Source organism: Azomonas agilis (assembly GCF_007830255.1).
In the GTDB taxonomy this organism is placed as follows: domain Bacteria; phylum Pseudomonadota; class Gammaproteobacteria; order Pseudomonadales; family Pseudomonadaceae; genus Azomonas; species Azomonas agilis.
Genome location: NZ_VLKG01000002.1, coordinates 171,877 through 189,120, shown reverse-complemented (window position 1 = coordinate 189,120; position 17,244 = coordinate 171,877). Strand labels below are relative to the sequence as shown.

19 protein-coding genes and 3 tRNA genes are annotated in these 17,244 nt (G+C 56.4%); 1 reads left to right on the top strand and 21 read right to left on the bottom strand.

Annotated features, from left to right (window positions below):
- Positions 1-9: 9 nt before the first annotated feature.
- The 21 genes from hypE to LX59_RS03115 form a co-directional block, all read right to left on the bottom strand.
- A complete protein-coding gene (hypE, locus tag LX59_RS03215; protein ID WP_144570405.1) occupies positions 10-1,029 on the bottom strand; it encodes a hydrogenase expression/formation protein HypE in 1,020 nt (339 codons plus the stop codon).
- Entirely contained in the window at positions 1,029-2,162 is a 1,134-nt protein-coding gene (gene hypD, locus LX59_RS03210) for a hydrogenase formation protein HypD (protein WP_144570404.1), read from the bottom strand. The genes hypE and hypD overlap by 1 nt, the downstream gene beginning before the upstream one ends.
- Positions 2,159-2,413, bottom strand: a complete 255-nt coding sequence (locus tag LX59_RS03205; RefSeq protein ID WP_144570403.1) for a HypC/HybG/HupF family hydrogenase formation chaperone — start codon at positions 2,411-2,413, stop codon at positions 2,159-2,161. The genes hypD and LX59_RS03205 overlap by 4 nt, the downstream gene beginning before the upstream one ends.
- The gene (gene hypF / locus LX59_RS03200; protein WP_281284832.1) at positions 2,414-4,726 is read right to left on the bottom strand and encodes a carbamoyltransferase HypF; all 2,313 of its coding nucleotides are present in this window, start codon (positions 4,724-4,726) and stop codon (positions 2,414-2,416) included. It lies immediately after the preceding gene.
- Positions 4,727-4,758: 32 nt separating this feature from the next.
- Entirely contained in the window at positions 4,759-5,694 is a 936-nt protein-coding gene (gene hypB, locus LX59_RS03195) for a hydrogenase nickel incorporation protein HypB (protein ID WP_144570401.1), read from the bottom strand.
- 2 nt (positions 5,695-5,696) lie between these two features.
- A complete protein-coding gene (gene hypA, locus LX59_RS03190; RefSeq protein ID WP_246118663.1) occupies positions 5,697-6,038 on the bottom strand; it encodes a hydrogenase maturation nickel metallochaperone HypA in 342 nt (113 codons plus the stop codon).
- Entirely contained in the window at positions 6,031-7,077 is a 1,047-nt protein-coding gene (locus LX59_RS03185; RefSeq protein WP_144570400.1) for a nickel-dependent hydrogenase large subunit, read from the bottom strand. Before LX59_RS03185 ends, hypA begins: the two co-directional genes overlap by 8 nt.
- Positions 7,074-7,526 carry a [NiFe]-hydrogenase assembly chaperone HybE gene (gene hybE, locus LX59_RS03180; RefSeq protein ID WP_144570673.1) on the bottom strand — a complete coding sequence of 151 codons (453 nt, stop codon included), beginning with the start codon at positions 7,524-7,526 and terminating at the stop codon, positions 7,074-7,076. Before hybE ends, LX59_RS03185 begins: the two co-directional genes overlap by 4 nt.
- Before the next feature lie 3 nt (positions 7,527-7,529).
- Positions 7,530-7,748, bottom strand: a complete 219-nt coding sequence (locus LX59_RS03175) for a rubredoxin (RefSeq protein ID WP_144570399.1) — start codon at positions 7,746-7,748, stop codon at positions 7,530-7,532.
- Entirely contained in the window at positions 7,745-8,608 is an 864-nt protein-coding gene (locus tag LX59_RS03170) for a hydrogenase expression/formation protein (RefSeq protein WP_144570398.1), read from the bottom strand. Before LX59_RS03170 ends, LX59_RS03175 begins: the two co-directional genes overlap by 4 nt.
- Entirely contained in the window at positions 8,605-9,039 is a 435-nt protein-coding gene (locus tag LX59_RS03165; RefSeq protein WP_144570397.1) for a thioredoxin domain-containing protein, read from the bottom strand. The genes LX59_RS03170 and LX59_RS03165 overlap by 4 nt, the downstream gene beginning before the upstream one ends.
- Entirely contained in the window at positions 9,039-9,356 is a 318-nt protein-coding gene (locus LX59_RS03160) for a HypC/HybG/HupF family hydrogenase formation chaperone (protein WP_144570396.1), read from the bottom strand. Before LX59_RS03160 ends, LX59_RS03165 begins: the two co-directional genes overlap by 1 nt.
- A gap of 2 nt (positions 9,357-9,358) precedes the next feature.
- Entirely contained in the window at positions 9,359-9,982 is a 624-nt protein-coding gene (locus tag LX59_RS03155; protein WP_144570395.1) for a HyaD/HybD family hydrogenase maturation endopeptidase, read from the bottom strand.
- A 63-nt stretch (positions 9,983-10,045) separates the two neighbouring features.
- Positions 10,046-10,759 (bottom strand): Ni/Fe-hydrogenase, b-type cytochrome subunit, encoded by a 714-nt coding sequence (gene cybH / locus LX59_RS03150; RefSeq protein ID WP_144570394.1) that lies wholly within the window; start codon positions 10,757-10,759, stop codon positions 10,046-10,048.
- A gap of 15 nt (positions 10,760-10,774) precedes the next feature.
- Positions 10,775-12,577 carry a nickel-dependent hydrogenase large subunit gene (locus LX59_RS03145; protein WP_144570393.1) on the bottom strand — a complete coding sequence of 601 codons (1,803 nt, stop codon included), beginning with the start codon at positions 12,575-12,577 and terminating at the stop codon, positions 10,775-10,777.
- Positions 12,574-13,653 (bottom strand): hydrogenase small subunit, encoded by a 1,080-nt coding sequence (locus LX59_RS03140; RefSeq protein ID WP_144570392.1) that lies wholly within the window; start codon positions 13,651-13,653, stop codon positions 12,574-12,576. The genes LX59_RS03145 and LX59_RS03140 overlap by 4 nt, the downstream gene beginning before the upstream one ends.
- A gap of 216 nt (positions 13,654-13,869) precedes the next feature.
- A complete protein-coding gene (locus LX59_RS03135; RefSeq protein ID WP_144570672.1) occupies positions 13,870-14,598 on the bottom strand; it encodes an SIR2 family NAD-dependent protein deacylase in 729 nt (242 codons plus the stop codon).
- Positions 14,599-14,667: 69 nt separating this feature from the next.
- Positions 14,668-15,507 carry a BamJ family beta-barrel-assembly machinery protein gene (gene bamJ / locus LX59_RS03130; RefSeq protein ID WP_144570391.1) on the bottom strand — a complete coding sequence of 280 codons (840 nt, stop codon included), beginning with the start codon at positions 15,505-15,507 and terminating at the stop codon, positions 14,668-14,670.
- A gap of 294 nt (positions 15,508-15,801) precedes the next feature.
- Positions 15,802-15,878: transfer RNA gene (locus LX59_RS03125), tRNA-Asp, on the bottom strand.
- A gap of 82 nt (positions 15,879-15,960) precedes the next feature.
- Positions 15,961-16,037: transfer RNA gene (locus tag LX59_RS03120), tRNA-Asp, on the bottom strand.
- Between the two features lie 13 nt (positions 16,038-16,050).
- Positions 16,051-16,126 (bottom strand) — tRNA-Val (locus LX59_RS03115).
- Between the two features lie 194 nt (positions 16,127-16,320).
- On the opposite strand from LX59_RS03115, the gene rdgC reads away from it, so the two are divergent.
- Positions 16,321-17,241, top strand: a complete 921-nt coding sequence (gene rdgC, locus LX59_RS03110; RefSeq protein WP_144570390.1) for a recombination-associated protein RdgC — start codon at positions 16,321-16,323, stop codon at positions 17,239-17,241.
- The last annotated feature ends 3 nt before the right edge of the window (positions 17,242-17,244 follow it).

The window sequence follows — 17,244 nt, the reverse complement described above, 5'->3', positions numbered from 1 at the left end:
AACACCTCCTCAACAAATCCTCGGCAACTGCTCCCCATTTAACCAATCCACCATGCGCTGGCCGCCAAACTGGGTACGCATCTGCACAAACTGCTGGGCATCCTCCTGCACGGTGCCGATGATGGCGGCCTGTTGGCCAAGGGGATGGGCGCGCATCACAGCTAGGAGCTGCTCGGCGTGTTCGGCGGGGCAAATGGCGATCAACTTGCCTTCGTTGGCGACATAAAGCGGATCAAGGCCCAAGAACTCGCAGGCGGCACGCACAGGCTCGCGCACGGGAATGGCAGCCTCCTCCAACTGCATGCCCACGCCGGACTGTTGGGCCAATTCGTTGAGGGTATTGCCCAAGCCACCACGGGTTGGGTCGCGCAGGCAGCGAATGCTCGGCACCGCTTCCAACATCGCCGCCACCAAGAGCGCGAGGTTTTGGCTGTCGGAGCCGATGTCGGCCTCAAAGCCCAAGCCTTCGCGCAGGGACAAAATGGTCACACCGTGGTCGCCAATGCTGCCGGAAATCAGGATTTTGTCGCCGGGGCGCGCTTGATCGCCGGAGAGGTACAGCCCTTCGGGAACCACGCCCACGCCGGTGGTGGTGATAAAGACACCATCGCCCTTGCCCCGCTCCACTACCTTGGTGTCGCCAGTGACGATGGGCACTCCGGCTTCGCGGGAAGCCTTGGCCATCGAATCGACAATGCGTTTCAGGTCAGCCAGCGGAAAGCCTTCTTCCAGAATGAAGCTGGCAGCCAGATAGCAGGGCTTCGCGCCGGACATGGCCACATCATTCAAAGTGCCATGTACCGAGAGGCTGCCAATGTCGCCACCAGGGAAGAACAGCGGCGCAATCACATGGCTGTCGGTGGCCATCACTACCTGTCCGGCGGGCAGGGTGAATTGGGCTTGGTCGTTGCCTTGGTTCAGCCATTCGTTGTCGAAGGCTTGGGCAAAGAGTTCGCGGATCAGCTCGGCGCTGGCCCGTCCGCCGCCGCCGTGGATCATTTCCACGCAGCCGTTTAAATTCAGCGCCATCACTGGGCTCCTGCCGCGCGCAAATGGCGGCCATAGGTGTAATAAGCGGCGCACGCGCCTTCGGAGGACACCATGCACGAGCCCAAGGGATTGGCGGGGGTGCAGGCCGTGCCGAACAAGCGGCAGTCTTGGGGACGCTTCGCGCCGCGCAAAATGGCCGGACACTCGCAGGCTTTGTGTTCTTGGGCGGGCAGTTCCGGCAGCTCAAAACGGCGCTCGGCATCAAAGGCGGCGTATTCGGGGCGCAGTTGCAGGGCGCTGTCGGGCAAAAAGCCGAGGCCGCGCCATTCAAAGGTCGAGCGCAACTCGAACACCTGATCCATCAAAGCACGGGCCTTAAGGTTGCCCTGCTCGGTGACGGCGCGGGTGAATTGGTTTTCCACCTCGGAGCGGCCTTGGTTGAGTTGGCGCACCAGCATCAGCAGAGCTTGGAGCACGTCCAGCGGCTCGAATCCGGCAATCACCACCGGCGTGCCGTAACGGGCGGGAAACTCCGCATAGGCTTGGCTGCCAATTACGGTACTGACGTGGGCAGGGCCAATAAAGCCGTGCAGTTGCAGCATCCCCGCTTCCGATTCGGGGCTGGCCAAAATGGCGTGCATGGCCGGTGGGGTCAACACATGGTTGCAGAAGATGGACAGGTTGCTCAGGCCGCGCTGACGGGCGTGTTCCACCAATAAAGCGGTGGGCGGTGTGGTGGTTTCAAAGCCGATGGCCAGAAATACCACTTCGCGTGTCGGGTTGTCTTCGGCCAGCTTGAGCGCCTCCAAGGGCGAATAGAGCATGCGGATGTCCGCGCCCTCGGCCTTGGTTTTCAGCAGGGTTTGGCGGTTGGAAGCGGGAACGCGCAGCAAGTCACCGTAGGTGCAGAGGATCACTTCCGGATGGCGGGCCAAGGCAATGGCTTTATCCAGCCGCGCAATGGGCAATACACATACCGGACAACCCGGCCCGTGGATCAGCTGTACATTCTCCGGCAGTAAATCCGGCAAACCGTAGCGGAAAATCGCGTGGGTATGGCCGCCGCAAAACTCCATCAACCGGTAGGCGCGCTCCGGTCGCGCTTCGGCTTTGATGCAGGCGGCCAATTGGCGGGCTTTGTCGCCGTCGCGGAATTCGTCCACATACTTCATGGTTGGCCTTCCAGCGCAGCTTGGCGGGCGGCCTCCAATTGGCCGAGGGACTCCAACAACGCCAAGGTGCGTTCGGCTTCTTCAGGATTCAGGCGTTGCAGCGCGCAGCCCACATGCAAAATCACATAGTCGCCCACCTGAACGCCGTCCAACAGGCTGATGTTGATGCTTTTACGCAGCCCCCCGATTTCCGCCAGCGCATTGTGCTCATCCAGCACCTCCTCAATCCGAACCGGAATGGCCAAACACATCTACCGCACCTCATCTGTATTCATTGAGCGATGACGCAAAGCCATCTGCACCACCCACGCCTGTCCCAGCGCCAAACCCGAATCGTTGACCGGCACCCGACGCGGGATAAAAACCTCTAACCCCTGAGCCCTTAAACCCGCTGCCACACCCTCGCGCAGCCAGCGATTGAGGAAACAACCACCGCTCAGCACCAGCTGTTTTAAGCCAGTGTGCTGGCTGGCTTGCTGCACCCAATCGCACAGGGCGGCAATGATAACGCCATGGGCCAGCTCACTACCCTGCTGTGGGCTGTAAGATCCATCCGCCAACTCGGCCAGCAAGGGATAAAGGCTGAGTTGCTGCTCGGCGTTGATCTGCCAGAGTTTGGGCGGCTGCTCAGGGAGCTGCTCGACCAAGGCTTCGAGGCGCATGGCGGCTTGAGCCTCAAACTGCTGACGCGCACCCAAGCCTAGCAAGCCCGCCACGGCATCGAAGACGCGGCCCATACTGTGGCTGAGTGGACAGTTCAAACCCCGCACCAGCATCTGTATCACCACATTGCTGCCAGCGTATTCGGCAAAACGCGGCGGGATTTCGGCGCTACGACCCAAGGCATGCAAGGCAGCAGCGGCCATACGCCACGGCTCACGGGCGGCTTGATCGCCACCGGGCAAGGCCAAGGGCGTTAACTCACCCAAAGGCTGAAAACCGCTGGCCTCCACACGCAACAACTCACCACCGCGCCAACGACCATCCCAACCCAAACCGCTGCCGTCCAAGGCTAACCCCAAGAGCGGGCCTTCTAAAGCGTACTCGGCCATCACCGCCGCAATGTGGGCTTGATGGTGTTGCACCGGATGCAAGGGAATGTGCCATTGCGCCGCCAATTGTTGGGCCAAGCGCGCCGTGTGGCTGTCAGGGTGTAGGTCGCAGGCGATGTGCTCCGGCTGTACCCCAAGCTGCTGGCGTAGTTGTTCAATGCGCGGGGCTAAAGCACGGCAGCCCTCGGCATCATCCAAATCACCCATCGGCACCGACAGGCAGGCTTGGTCGCCTTGGGTCAGGCAAAAGGTATTTTTCAGGTAGCCGCCCAGCGCCAATACCGAGGGGCCAGAGTGCTGTAAAGGCAGAATTAGCGGCGCAAATCCTCGGCCGGCACGAATGGGGATTGGCTCCCATCCTCGTCCATCGACTACTGAATCATCGCAGGGGCTGATAATCTCTCGGTCGTGCATCAGCCATAGATCGGCGATGTCGGCCAGTTGAGTGCGGGCCTGCGCGTTATCAGCAATCAGTGGCGCTCCGCTGCGGTTGGCGCTGGTCATCACCAGATACAGTGGGCACGGCTGAGTCAACCAATCCGTCCCCATCGGTCGCCCTAAGTATTCGTGAAACAGCAGCCAATGCAGCGGCGTATGGGGCAGCATCACGCCCAAGCAGCGCAAATCCGGCGCAAGATTGGGCGCTAATGGGCTTGCGGCTTTCGGTTGAAAATCGGCTAAAACAATGGGCGCAGCGGTGCTGGTCAAGGCCTCACGAGCCGCAGGATTGAGCTGCACCAGCGCCTCTAAAGAGGCTAGATTTAACGCCATTACCGCTAGAGGTTTAGCAGGGCGCTGTTTGCGCTGACGCAACCGTGCCACCGCCTCAGCATTGCGCGCATCGCAGGCCAGATGAAAACCGCCCACGCCGCGCAGGGCTAGAATTTCCCCACGCGCCAAAGCAGCCACCGCCAAGACCAGCGGATCGCCCGCTACAACCTCGCCGCCCTTGGATTCGCACCACAGTTTCGGGCCGCACTCAGGGCAGGCATTGGGCTGGGCGTGAAAACGGCGATGGGCTGGATTTTGATACTCCTGCGCACAGTCTGGACATTGACGAAACGCCGCCATGCTGGTTTGGGCGCGGTCATAGGGCAAGGCGCGTATCAGGCTGTAACGTGGCCCACAGTGGGTACAGTTGATAAAGGGATAACGCCAACGCCGATCCGCCGGATCAAACAACTCTGCCAAACACTCAGGGCAGACAGCGGCATCTAAGGGCATGGCCAGCGGGGCATCTGCGGATTGGCTTTGGCTGTCCACAATCAGGAACTCAGACGGAACGGCCTCAGCGGGCAGCGGCTCGGCACGAAGCTCATCTAGGCGCGCTAGAGGCGGCAACGAAGCCCGCAACCGCGCCTCAAAACCTGCCAACACCTGAGCAGGCCCGTACAGATCAAGGCAAACCTGCGCACCCTGATTGCATACCTGTCCGGTTAAGCCCAGCTCGGTAGCCAAGCGGAACAGGTGCGGACGCAGGCCCACTCCCTGCACCTGCCCCCTGAGGTACAAACGCTGGCCTTGCCATTGCGCTGGCGAATCACTCAGAGCAGCGACTCCAACGCTTTGGCTTGGGCGTGCAAGGCTTCAATCCGAATACGGATGCGCGCAGCTCGGCGGCGTTCGATCCACGCCAACCAATCGGCCATGCCTTCGCCGGTGCGGGCGGAGACTTGGATCACCTCAACGGTCGGATTCACCCGCCGTGCATAGGCAATGCAAGCGTCCACGTCAAAATCCAGATGCGGCAGTAAATCCACCTTGTTCAGCAGCATCAAATCGGCGGCATGGAACATATCCGGATACTTGAGCGGCTTATCCTCACCCTCCGTCACCGAGAGGATGGCGACCTTGTGCGCCTCGCCCAGATCAAAGGCCGCTGGGCATACCAGATTGCCGACGTTCTCAATAAAGAGTACCCCGCCTTCCAGACTTTTAAGCCGCTCCAGAGCCTGCCCCACCATATGAGCATCCAGATGGCAGCCTTTGCCGGTGTTGATTTGGATGGCTTCCACACCCGTAGCCCGAATGCGCTCGGCATCGTGGTCGGTTTGCTGATCGCCTTCAATCACCGCTAAGGACCAGCGGCGATCCAGTTGCTCAATGCTGCGGGTCAGCAAGGTGGTTTTACCCGAGCCGGGACTGGAAACCAGATTCAGTGCAAACACCGATTGCGCTTCTAAGCGGGCGCGGTTTTCGGCGGCATAACGGTCGTTTTTACCCAGAATATCCTGCTCAATCCGCAGCATGCGGCTTTGACTCAACCCCGGTGCATGGGCACGCGCTGGGCCTTTGCCAAAATGCAGGTTTAAGCCTTCCACCACCAAAGGACTGGCCGCCGCAGGCTTTTGCAGCAATAGGGAATGGCTGTGTGTGTGATCGTGCGGGTGGGCATGATCATGGTGATGATCGTCCGAATGAGGGTGATGATGACCCTCAATCCGCGTTTCTCCCGGGGCACAACCGCAAACCGTACACATACTCAGTCCACCTCCAACTCTTTGACCCGCAGCTCGTCGCCCTGCGTGACCTGTACCTGATGGCTGCCACATTGAGGGCAGCTGTCGTAGCGTTGCCGAATCGGGATTAGGGCGTTACAGCCCAAGCACCAGCCCCGCCCCGGCAGTTCGATAATTTCCAAGAGTGCGCCTTCAGCCAAGGTATCGCGGGCCACGGCCTCAAAACAAAAGTGCAGCGCGTGGGCATCCACGGCTGCTAAAGGCCCAATTTCCAGCCATAGGGTTTTGACCCGTGTAAATTGCTGGCTTTGAGCTTGGTCTTCCAAGAGCTGAATCAAGCCTTCAGCAATGGACATTTCATGCATGACTCGACTCCCAATGCAGCACAAAATCCACACAGGGATCAATGGACAGCACCAAGGCTCGCACCAGCGCTTCAGCCTCAGCGGGATCAGTCGGCAGAACCAAGCCGCTCAGTTGGCGCGTCAGCACGCCCTGTGGGTGAAAATTCCAATCGGTAGGGGCGATCATTTGCCATTGGCGCACCTGCTGGCCTTGCACCTGAACCCGCTGTAACAAGCAGCCACGTGCCGTTTTAACCCGCCCCACTCCTTCCCCAGCCTCTAAACCCGGAATGCAAGCAATGGTTGGAGGATGGTTCAGACCAGCAACAGCCTGAGCAGCGCGGCGCATCAGGGCCTGTACTCGCTGAACTAACTGCTCCCCTAAACTAACACCCGCTTGAGCCGCCGCCGCGGGGCCCGTGGTACGCGGTTGGCCGTTAATCTCTGCTTCCATCTGCCCCAAACGCAGATTAGGCAGTAATGCCGTTAGACCGAGTAAATCCAAAACATCAGGCAAGGGCTGTTGAGGATGTTGGCTAGACAGCGCTGGATGCGGCGATAACCAATCACCTTGGGCGCAAGCCTCCACCTCTGGCCAGCGGGCTTGCAACTCCGTCATACAGCGGTGCAATGGTTGGGGATCGTGCAGCATGGGCTGCACCCGAAATCCCAGCCAAGGCTGCAATTCATTAATGCCCTGCTGACAGCGTTGGAGCAGCGCTTTCAGGGACGCTAGGGGTAAGGGCAACGGCCAATCCTGCACCAGCCGCACTAGGGATTCGCGGATCAGCTCCAATTCGGTTAAACGACTACGCGCTAACTCCACTTCTGGTGCGGCCTGCCAATTCACTGCCTGTTCTAAGGCCCGCACGGCGGCTACCTGCTGCGCACCCGCACAGAGGGCAAACAACAGCGGAATGCGCTCTAACAAGGCCACAGGTGATAATCCCACCAAGAGTTGGCTGATCGCCACCACCGGGCGCTGCAATACCACCTGAGCCGAGCGCACTACCTGATCTTGGCAGTCAAGCCGAATACTGAGTTGACCGCTGAGGCTCATACCTCAGCCTCCTGCCCCAGCAGACGCTGAAACAAACCTCGGCGGCTTACGCCTGCTGTAGGAGTACGGGTAAGCTCGGCTAACAGCAAATCTAAAATCTGCTCGGCCAGCTGCTGTGCTTCATCCTGAGCGTTAAAATCCTGCATCGGTGAACACAGGGAAGCAGTGGCGTAAGTGCCTAAGCCCTCTGCTTGATGAAGCAGGCACTCATAGTCCCCGCTCGGCAAGGACAGCAACCGGGTATCGCCCTTTAGTGCATGCTGATGGGCTGCGGACTGCCAAAACAGATTCATGCACCAAGGGGTAATCAGCACCCCCAGCCAGTCATGCTCGGCAATGGCTTGCCAACCCAGCAGCTCCACCCGCAGAGCCGGATTTACCACCGGCAAATCGGCCATACGCTGATGCACGGCCTGAAAATAGGCTTCAATGGCGGGGGCGGTGCTGATCACTTAAACATCCACCACCATAAATTGCTCACGCGCGCCTTCGCAACGTGGGCAGCACCAATGGGCTGGAAGCTGGCTAAAGGGCGTTCCGGCAGGAATCTGCCACACCTCGTCGCCTTGGGCCGGATCGTACTGATACCAGCAGATTTTGCACTCCAGTACTGCATCATCCGAGAGGCGCTGGTCATCGCCCAAATAGCTGCCCTCAAAGCGGGTGCTCACAGCAATACCTCGCGCATTTCGCGCAAGCGCTCGGCGGAGTCGGCCAAATCCTCAGTGGCAGCACAGGCTACTTGAGGCATACTCGTCACCTCTAGGGTATCGAGGATCAGTTGATCGCCGCTGTTAAAGTACTGTACCCGCCAAATCCCCGGCGTGGCCGTGCTTTGGATGCGGCAATTGCCGTAGCCACGCGAAAGAATCAAAGCCGGGCCTATGCCTAAATATTGGGCCAAAAATTGGTGATCCGGTGGCGAAAAAGGCAGTAAGGATAGATTGACCACATGGGGCTCATCATGGAGCCCAGCATTACAGGACTGAGTTTGCTGCCGGTCAGCCGCTTCTAACAGCTCTATCAGTACCGGGCCTGCATTAACTAAACCCTCGGGTAAATCGGTTACCAAGGGCCAACGCGCTCCGGCAAAGCTGTGCTCAGATACCAAGGCCGGAATATCAGCCACCTCTAACCATTGCTGGATAGGATGACCTTCAGGGTCTAGCTGTTGCACCCACCACAATCCAGCCAACAGGGTTTCTTGGATACGTGCGGGCTGTGGGCCTTGCAATTGGATAGATACTTCGCCCTCGCCCAAGATTTGCTGGATCAGCCTGACGGCAACCTCCGGTAAATCGTCCAACACCAAGGGAGCTTGCTGCGGATTTGAGGGCCAGCACTCCAAGGCAATCTGGACGTGCTCTAAATAGCGCAACACCTGCGGATGCTGCTCCAATATCTCGGACTCTGGCAGCAGCGGCGCGTTAAAGGTGTTCATCTCCTGCGGCATCGGCATATAGCTCAGGCCATCGTCTTCGTGACGAGCGCCTGCACCCATTCCGGCCAATAACGGCAATTCAGGATTCACAGAGCATCTCCCGCGCTGGAACAACCTGACACTGGGCTATTAACAGCTAAAGTTTGCAGCGGAATCTGTGGCGTGCGCGCCAGTAGCGGCGGAATTTGCTTCAGATATGCGTCCCAATCCAGCATCCGCGACAGGCTCCCCAGATACTGGCTGTGTTTGAGAAAGACCAAGGTCGGCCAGAGTGTGAACCCATAACGTGCCTGCAACCTAGGCTCCAAGGCCCGCTCTACCAAGGCGGCACTGAGCATGGGGAAAGCTTTCAGTAATTCGGGCAACACCACGGCTACGTCTAGGGATTCGGGGAAACGCTGCGGATCCTCATGCAAAAACAGCACACACAGGGGTTGGGCCTGTAGATAAGCCTCACAATCGGCTTCTCCGAGCTGCGGAATACCCAAATCTATCAGGCGCTGAAATAAGGGGTGGGTCATCAGCGAGAACCTCCAGCGGGAAATGGGCGTAAATGCTCCGGCAATTCGGGTTCGCGATTGAGGTCAGCAAAGCAACGGCTCAGGGCTTCAAAATCTCCTCGGCTGGCCGCTTGCAGGGCCAGCAAAGCCTCTTGAATCTGCCCTGCTCGTTCGGGGGTTAGGATTTCGCGGGCGCTGTCTAAAAACACCAGCAGCCAGTCACCGATTTGGGGCACATCAATCAGACGAATATCCACCCAACGGGTTTCAGCATCCGCTGTGCATAAAGCACGCAGGGACTCTAGCGCTACCACCTGCATAGGAATACCGATACACATGCTTAATCCTGCTCACTGGGCTGCGGAATAAAGCGAATATCCCCATGACGATAAGCACATTGCTCATCCGGGCGGCCATGCTCATAGGGCGTTAGTGCTAAGGGTTCTGGTGCTAGCTCCGTTGCCGGATCATCCGCTGCACGCTGCTCCGGTACAACACCCTGCTCGGCTAAAAAATCTAAGGCAATCTGCAACGCGGGCTCTAATTGAGCACGCACAGGCTCGCGCAAACTGCCGCCAAAATCGTCCAGCTCTTCCGGTTGCACGCCAATCAACAGCAACTCTTTGGGATAGGAGCCACTAAAAGCAGCCAGCGCCAATACGTCCTGAAACCCGGTTTGATGCAGGCTCATACGTTTAGCGCCCATAAATTTGGGTACTTCGTCATCGCGTACAATTTTTAGGCTGCCGGGAGCTAAGCCGTAGTCCACCGCATCAAACACGATCAGGATTTCCGCCTGCTGCACATAGGGCACTAGATACAACCCTTGGGTTCCGCCATCCATGAGTTGCACCGGTTCGGGAAAACGATAGCGGCTGTTGAGCAATTCTACACAACGCACGCCAAAGCCTTCGTCAGCCCAGAGCAGGTTGCCGATGCCTAAAATCAGAATACTGCCACTCATGAAATAACCTGTAGGGCAAATTTCCCAAGGCTGAAGGGATATCAAGCCTTGGGAATGGGAGTATCAGTCGGGTTTATCGTCTTTAAACATGCGCCAGCCACCGATCATGGTGGATACCAGCGATTGTCGGGACATGATGTCCTCACGAATGGCCAGATACACATGGATCATCACGAAAACAATGATGTACCACATGCCCAAATGGTGCCAAGTATGCACATCCTGACTTTGACCAAGTAAGGGAATCACCCAGCCAAAGGCTTGATCGGCCCAGCTTCCTACCCCTAAGCCTTCTCCATAGAGAGCAAAGCCGGTGATAATCATGAAGATAGCCCCCAGCACAAAGACGCTGAACATGGCCAATTGCCCCAAAGGGTTATGGCCGATGTATTTTTTCGGCACCTTTTCTAAAAACAGGTACCAGCGTACTTCGTGCCACAACTCACGCCACCAACTGATCCGATGTACCGGCACCAAAAACAGCTCGCGGGCATGGTGATTGCCGACAAAAGCCCAATAGATACGCCCGATCAGCCCCAAAGCCAGCACATAACCGGCAGCAAAGTGAGCAAAACGGATGTAACCCATCAGGTAATTGTCGATGGCTTCACCGGGCATAGTGGGTAAGGGTGAGCCAATCAGATAGCCGGTTACACTCAAAATCACGATGCACAAAGCTGTTGTCCAGTGCCAGAGGCGCACCGGCGCTTCGTACACATAGACGGCGGTTTGTTTGCGTACCTGTTCCCCAGTGTGTAACGCATGTTCCTGTGTCATAGCAGGCTCCTTGGGTTAGCGTACCTTCACTCGGGTCAGCTCTTGACCGTCCGGCGACATCACATGCGTCGCGCAGGCCAGACAGGGATCAAAGCTGTGCAGGGTACGCAGGATTTCCACCGGCTCATCCGGACGCTCCATCGGTGTGTTCAGCAACGAGGCTTCATAGGCACCGATATTGCCCTTGTTGTCACGCGGTGAGGCGTTCCAAGTGGTGGGAACAATGGCCTGATAGTTCTCGATCTTGCCGTCTTTAATCTTGATCCAGTGGCCCAAGGCCCCACGCGGCGCTTCATTGATGCCCACGCCTTTGGCTTCTTTCGGCCAAGTTTTGGGATCCCATTTCTCCACGTTGGCAGTCGCACGGTCACCGTTTTTGATGTTGGTGACCAGGGCGTTCCAGTCGTCGAACATGCTATCTACGGCCAGCTCGCACTCCAGAGCCCGCGCTAAGGTACGGCCCAGAGTGGAAGGTAGGAATTGCTTCAGCCCCAAATCCAAACCGGTGGCTTGGTTGAAGGCCGACAGCGAGCGATCTACCTGCTCTTTGACGTTCTCACGGCCTGAAGCATAGGCAATGACATAACGTGCCAGTGGGCCAACCTCCATCGCATGACCCTTCCAGCGTGGGGCTTTAATCCAGCTGTATTTATGGGCCTCGTCCAAGGCTTCAATGTTGGTCTTGGTGCCTTTGGTGTTCGGGCCTAATTCGAATTTAGGCTCGGTAACGCCATCCCAAGGATGCAAGCCTTTGCTCTCGTCGGCGTACTGATACCAAGAGTGGGTGACAAACTCCTGTATTTCCTCAGGGTCGCGCACATTGACCGGCAACACTTCGTTCCAGTTACCGTTGATGATGGCACCGGCGGGTAGCAGATCAGTAGACTTATCCCCCGGCAGGCGGGTAAAGGTGCCGTAAGACAGCAGGTTTTGACCGGCCAAACCACCGCCGTACAACCAATCTTTGTAGATGGTCGCCACAGCCATCAAATCCGGCAGATAGACATTCTTCACAAAGTGCTGAGCTTCTTTAATGCGCTCCAGCACAAAATTCAGGCTGGTCATATTAATGGGCGCGCCGGAAGCCCCCACATCATCCAGATTAATAGCACAGGGCACACCGCCGACCATATAGTTAGGGTGCGGGTTCTTGCCCCCGAAGATGGTGTGGATTTTGACGATGTCTTTCTGTAAATCCAGTGCTTCCAGATAATGCGTCACCGCCATCAAATCCGCTTCCGGCGGTAATTTATAGGCGGGGTTATCCCAGTATCCGTTGCTGAACAGACCTAACTGGCCGCTCTCGACGAATTTTTTCAGGCGGTTTTGCACATCGCGGAAATAGCCGGGGCTGGACTTGGGATTACCGGGAGCCAAGCTCTGTTGCAGCTCAGAAGTGGCTTTAGGATCGGCCTTCAGCGCATTCACTGGGTTGACCCAATCCAGCGCGTGCAGGTGGTAAAAATGCACGATGTGGTCGTGTACCTGAAGGGTTTTATCCATCAGGTTGCGGATGATGTGCGCGTTATAGGGAATTTGGATGCCCAGCGCATCCTCCACCGCGCGCACTGAGGTCAGGGCATGGGTTCCAGTGCAAACGCCACAAATGCGCTCCACAAAGGCCCAAGCATCGCGGGGATCGCGACCCTTGAGAATCACCTCCAGACCGCGCCACATGGTACCAGTGGATACCGCGTTGGTGATGATGTTGTCGGCGTTGACGTTCACTTCGCAACGCATGTGGCCTTCGATGCGGGTAACTGGGTCAACGACAATACGGCGGCCCGAGTTATCGAGCTGGCTGGCATTCAAACTCATGCCTGATCTCCCTTAGATTGCTGGGCACGTTTGATAGCAGTCACAGCGGCATGGGCGGCAACAGCCGCTCCTACACCACCGGCTACAGCCATACCGATCTGGTCAGCATTTTTCTCAATGCCAAACTGTGGAATTTTGCTCAGGCGATCATAGAACGAGCCTTTATCCCAGAAGCCATCCTCCGAGCAGCCGATACAACCGTGACCGGCTTGGATGGGGAAGGAAGTTCCTTCATTCCAACGCACAGTAGAACAGGCGTTATAGGTAGTTGGGCCTTTACAGCCGACTTTGTACAGGCAATAGCCCTTACGCGCACCCTCATCGTCCCAAGCCTCCACAAACTGGCCCGCATCAAAATGGGGACGGCGGTAGCATTTATCGTGAATGCGCTGACCGTAGAACATCTTCGGACGGCCTTGACGATCCAACTCCGGCAGCTTGCCGAAAGTCAGCATGTAGGTGATAACACCGGTCATCACCTCAGCAATCGGCGGACAACCGGGCACCTTGATGATGGGTTTATCGGTAATCACTTTGTGGATCGGTACGGCATTGGTTGGATTCGGGCGGGCGGCTTGTACACAACCCCAGCTCGCGCAGCTTCCCCAAGCGATCACCGCTTTAGCATCTTTAGCCGCGTGTTTGAGCTGATCTAAGAAGGGCTTACCACCAACGATACAGAACATGCCGTCTTCATTCAGGGGTGGATTGCCCTCCACCGCCAGAATGTATTCGCCCTTATATTTACGCATGGTCTCTTCAAGGGCGGCTTCGGCTTGATGTCCTGCGGCCGCCATCAGGGTATCGTCGTAATCTAAAGAGATCATCGACAACACCACATCCTTCACCAAAGGATGGGCGGAGCGAATAAAGGATTCCGAGCAGCAGGTACATTCCAAACCGTGAATCCACAGCACTGGAGTACGCGGCTTAGTTTCCATCGCATGGGCAATGCGCGGCGCAAAGGTCGGGCCAAGACCCAAGGCCGCAGCGGTTAAGCTGCAATATTTGAGGAAGCTGCGCCGGGTAATACCTTGACGGCGCATAACCTCGTAAAAAGTTTCGAGTTGAGACATGCCGGTTCCCTAAAGGCTGCCGTACCGGGAGGACATTCTCAGCGGTGTCCCCTCTGGCCCAGCGAAAGATGGAAGCTGCTACAAAATCCTCCCAACGCAACAGAGCAACATCTCTTGGCTCTGTTGGATGGTGAACAAACTTTGTCATGGTTCAATTGGGCAGCATTGTACTCAACCCGAGGCCGAAAAAAATGCCTGAAATCATGGATCAGCTAATCAATCGGCCAGCACCTGTTGCACCAATAAAGGCAAGAGCGCCCCTGCTGCGCCGGTTAGCTGGAATTCGCGCTCTGACCCCAGCGCCAAATTTTGCGGATTAATATGTATAACCCAAGCGCCAGAACGTGCCGCCAACTGAGGAATTTGCGCAGCGGGATACACCACACCAGACGTACCCACCGACAACAGCAGATCGCACTGAGCAGCCGCTTCAAAAGCTTGCGTTAGGGCTTGTTCGGGCAACATTTCACCAAACCAGACCACTCCGGGACGTATCAGCCCGCCGCAATCTACACAAACTGGCGGCGCTAAAAGCTGCTCACCCTGGCTCGTATCCAAAGGCTGCGGAGGGTCTAAAGCCTTGGCACAACGCATACAGCGCGGATGGTGCAAACTGCCGTGCAGATGCAGCACTGAAGGACTACCCGCACGCTCGTGCAAGTCATCCACATTTTGGGTAATTAGGGTTAAACGAGGAACATGCCGAGCTAATTCAGCAATGGCTTGATGGGCTGGATTAGGCGCAACTTTGAGCACTTTAGCACGTCGCCACTCATACCAACCCCAGACTAAATCGGGGTCACGCAAAAACGCTTCAGTTGTGGCTAAATCTTCTGGATCAAAATTCGACCACAACCCTGTAAGGGCATCGCGGAAAGTCGGAATACCACTTTCCGCTGATACCCCTGCTCCGGTAAATACCACCCAGTGCTGAGCACTCCGCATGGCCTCCAAAAACTTAGGAGGCCAAAGGATTTCTGAGACTGTATTTACCGGAGTCACACGCAAATCCTCTTACTCAACTTTAGGCTGAGCAGGAGCTAGTTCCTTGGTTTTAGGAGCAGCTTCGGCTTTAGGAGCTTCAGCGGCTTCGGCTTCTTTTGCTTCCGACTCTACTTCTTCAGTAGGTGCTTCAGCATCAGTGGCTAGGGCTGCTTTCAAGTCTTTAATACTCAGCAACTCTAACTCAAACACCAAGACGGAGTTGGCTGGAATCACTGGGCTTGGGCTTTGCTCACCGTAGGCTAACTTGCTGGGGATATAGAGTTTGTACTTCTCCCCTACATGCATCAACTGCAAACCCTCAATCCAGCCAGGAATTACACCACCTACCGGCAGATCAATAGGGCTACCTCGCTCAATGGAGCTGTCAAACAGGGTACCGTCAATTAAACGGCCTTCGTAGTGAACAGTGACGATATCATCCAAGCTAGGCTGTTCACCTTCAGCGGCTGCTTTAATGACTTCGTACTGCAAACCAGAGGCTGTGGTTTTAACGCCGGGACGCTTGGCGTTGTCCTCAAGGTATTTCTGACCTGCTTTAAGGTTTGCCTCACTTTGCTCAGCCATGCGCTCTTCGGCTTTGGCTTGCAAGAGGGTGAAGGCTTGCATCAACTCTTCGTCTGAGACCTGCTGTTTCTTTTTATTCAGCGCATCCTGAATTCCGGCTGCTACTGCATGAGGATCAAGATCCTCTATGCCGTCTTGCAGCATGCTTTTCCCCATATTTAAGCCAATACCGTAGGATGCCTTTTGTACTGAAGTACTCAGTTCGACACCGGCCTGCTGCTGTTCACACCCTGCCAGAACCAGACCGACAAGGGCCAGCGCAGGTGTCAAACGTTGGAATTTCATGTGATGTCCTTAGAGGCGCCACAAGGGCGAAAGAGTGGATCAGAGTAGCAGGCACTCAGGAACACTGGCTAGGGGGAAATCAAGGATCGTTTGAGTCAACCCATTCCGAAGCGAGTCTGGAAAACTCAAGCTCAGGAACTGGGTTTGTCGCATGTATCGCCTAGGTGGTTCGATCAAGCAAAGATGCAGCACCCTGAGCAGCGCAGATGTTTGAACTCTAATGCGGGTTAAAGTCTAGGATTAAAAAACCGGAAAGCAAAAAGCCCCTTTAAAAGGGGCTTTTTGCTTGAGGTATGGCGCAGCGGACGGGACTCGAACCCGCGACCCCCGGCGTGACAGGCCGGTATTCTAACCGACTGAACTACCGCTGCGTGGTTGCGTAAAAAAAGCGACTGCTTGAGTCGCTTTTTCTGCTAGAATTTTGCGCTTCAGTCTACGCTAAACTCTTTAATGTGGCGCAGCGGACGGGACTCGAACCCGCGACCCCCGGCGTGACAGGCCGGTATTCTAACCGACTGAACTACCGCTGCGCATTACCTCGAGTGGTGGGTGATGACGGGATCGAACCGCCGACCCTCTGCTTGTAAGGCAGATGCTCTCCCGGCTGAGCTAATCACCCTTGTGCTCTCGAAGTGGTGCGCATTTTAGAGAGTGAAACGCAGGTACGCAAGTACTTTTTTCAAAAAAATTTAAATATTTGAATAATGTCCCACAAAGTACCCTCTCAAAGCGGTCTTGAAAGCGCGCCAGCATTGGTTCTGTAAGCACTACAGGGAATAATGCAACTTTGCTTTTTTAAAGGATCTAGGCTCCATGTGGTTTCGTAACTTACTTGTGTATCGCCTCACCCGCTCTATTCCCTTAGACCCCGAAACCTTGGAAGCCGCCCTCAATACCAAAGCGGCCCGCCCCTGCCCCAGCCAAGAACCCAGCACCTATGGCTTCACCGCCCCCTTAGGCAAAGCAGAACATCTGCCCCGTGTACACGCTAGTAATGGCTTTCTACTGATCGCCGCCCGCAAAGAAGAACGCATTCTGCCCAACAGCGTGGTGCGAGATCAGCTGCAGGAAAAAATCGACGAAATTGAAACCCAGCAGATGCGCAAGGTGTATAAAAAAGAGCGCGATCAGCTTAAAGAAGAGCTGATGCACACTCTGATGCCCCACGCTTTTATCCGTAAAGCCACCACTTGGGCCGCCATAGCGCCACAACAAGGATGGATCTTGGTCGACAGTGCCAGCCCGAAAAAAGCGGAGGATTTACTTTCAACCCTGCGCGAAGCTCTGGGCTCTCTGCCGGTGCGGCCTCTAAGCCTTAAAGTGGCCCCCTCTGCAACCCTCACCCGCTGGGTACAGGAGTGCCAAGCCAGCCACAGCCTAAACCTACTCAATGAATGCGAGCTGCAAGATACCCACGAAGACGGCGGCAGCATCCGCTGCAAGGGCCAAGACCTGACCAGCGAGGAAATTCAACAGCATCTGCAAGCGGGCAAACGTGTTACTCAATTGGCATTGGGCTGGCAGGATCAGCTGTCCTTTGTGCTGGATGAAAAACTCTGCCTCAAACGCCTGCGCTTTGACGATCTGTTGCAAGAACAGGCGGAGCAAGAAGGCGGCGATGAGGATCTCGCTCAGCAAGATGCCAGCTTTAGCCTGATGATGCTGACCCTCAGCCAGTTTTTACCCGCCCTTATTGAGGCTTTAGGCGGCGAAGAACTGCCCAGCGAAGGCTAATTG

Coding starts and splice junctions, on each gene's coding strand:
- LX59_RS03145 (WP_144570393.1), bottom strand. CDS start 12,577: ATGAGTTTGAATGCCAGCCAGCTCGATAACTCGGGCCGCCGTATTGTC.
- hypB (WP_144570401.1), bottom strand. CDS start 5,694: ATGTGTACGGTTTGCGGTTGTGCCCCGGGAGAAACGCGGATTGAGGGT.
- hypE (WP_144570405.1), bottom strand. CDS start 1,029: ATGGCGCTGAATTTAAACGGCTGCGTGGAAATGATCCACGGCGGCGGC.
- LX59_RS03135 (WP_144570672.1), bottom strand. CDS start 14,598: ATGCGGAGTGCTCAGCACTGGGTGGTATTTACCGGAGCAGGGGTATCA.
- LX59_RS03140 (WP_144570392.1), bottom strand. CDS start 13,653: ATGTCTCAACTCGAAACTTTTTACGAGGTTATGCGCCGTCAAGGTATT.
- hypD (WP_144570404.1), bottom strand. CDS start 2,162: ATGAAGTATGTGGACGAATTCCGCGACGGCGACAAAGCCCGCCAATTG.
- rdgC (WP_144570390.1), top strand. CDS start 16,321: ATGTGGTTTCGTAACTTACTTGTGTATCGCCTCACCCGCTCTATTCCC.
- LX59_RS03185 (WP_144570400.1), bottom strand. CDS start 7,077: ATGAGCCTCAGCGGTCAACTCAGTATTCGGCTTGACTGCCAAGATCAG.
- LX59_RS03165 (WP_144570397.1), bottom strand. CDS start 9,039: ATGACCCACCCCTTATTTCAGCGCCTGATAGATTTGGGTATTCCGCAG.
- LX59_RS03160 (WP_144570396.1), bottom strand. CDS start 9,356: ATGTGTATCGGTATTCCTATGCAGGTGGTAGCGCTAGAGTCCCTGCGT.
- LX59_RS03155 (WP_144570395.1), bottom strand. CDS start 9,982: ATGAGTGGCAGTATTCTGATTTTAGGCATCGGCAACCTGCTCTGGGCT.
- bamJ (WP_144570391.1), bottom strand. CDS start 15,507: ATGAAATTCCAACGTTTGACACCTGCGCTGGCCCTTGTCGGTCTGGTT.
- LX59_RS03205 (WP_144570403.1), bottom strand. CDS start 2,413: ATGTGTTTGGCCATTCCGGTTCGGATTGAGGAGGTGCTGGATGAGCAC.
- hypA (WP_246118663.1), bottom strand. CDS start 6,038: ATGCATGAAATGTCCATTGCTGAAGGCTTGATTCAGCTCTTGGAAGAC.
- cybH (WP_144570394.1), bottom strand. CDS start 10,759: ATGACACAGGAACATGCGTTACACACTGGGGAACAGGTACGCAAACAA.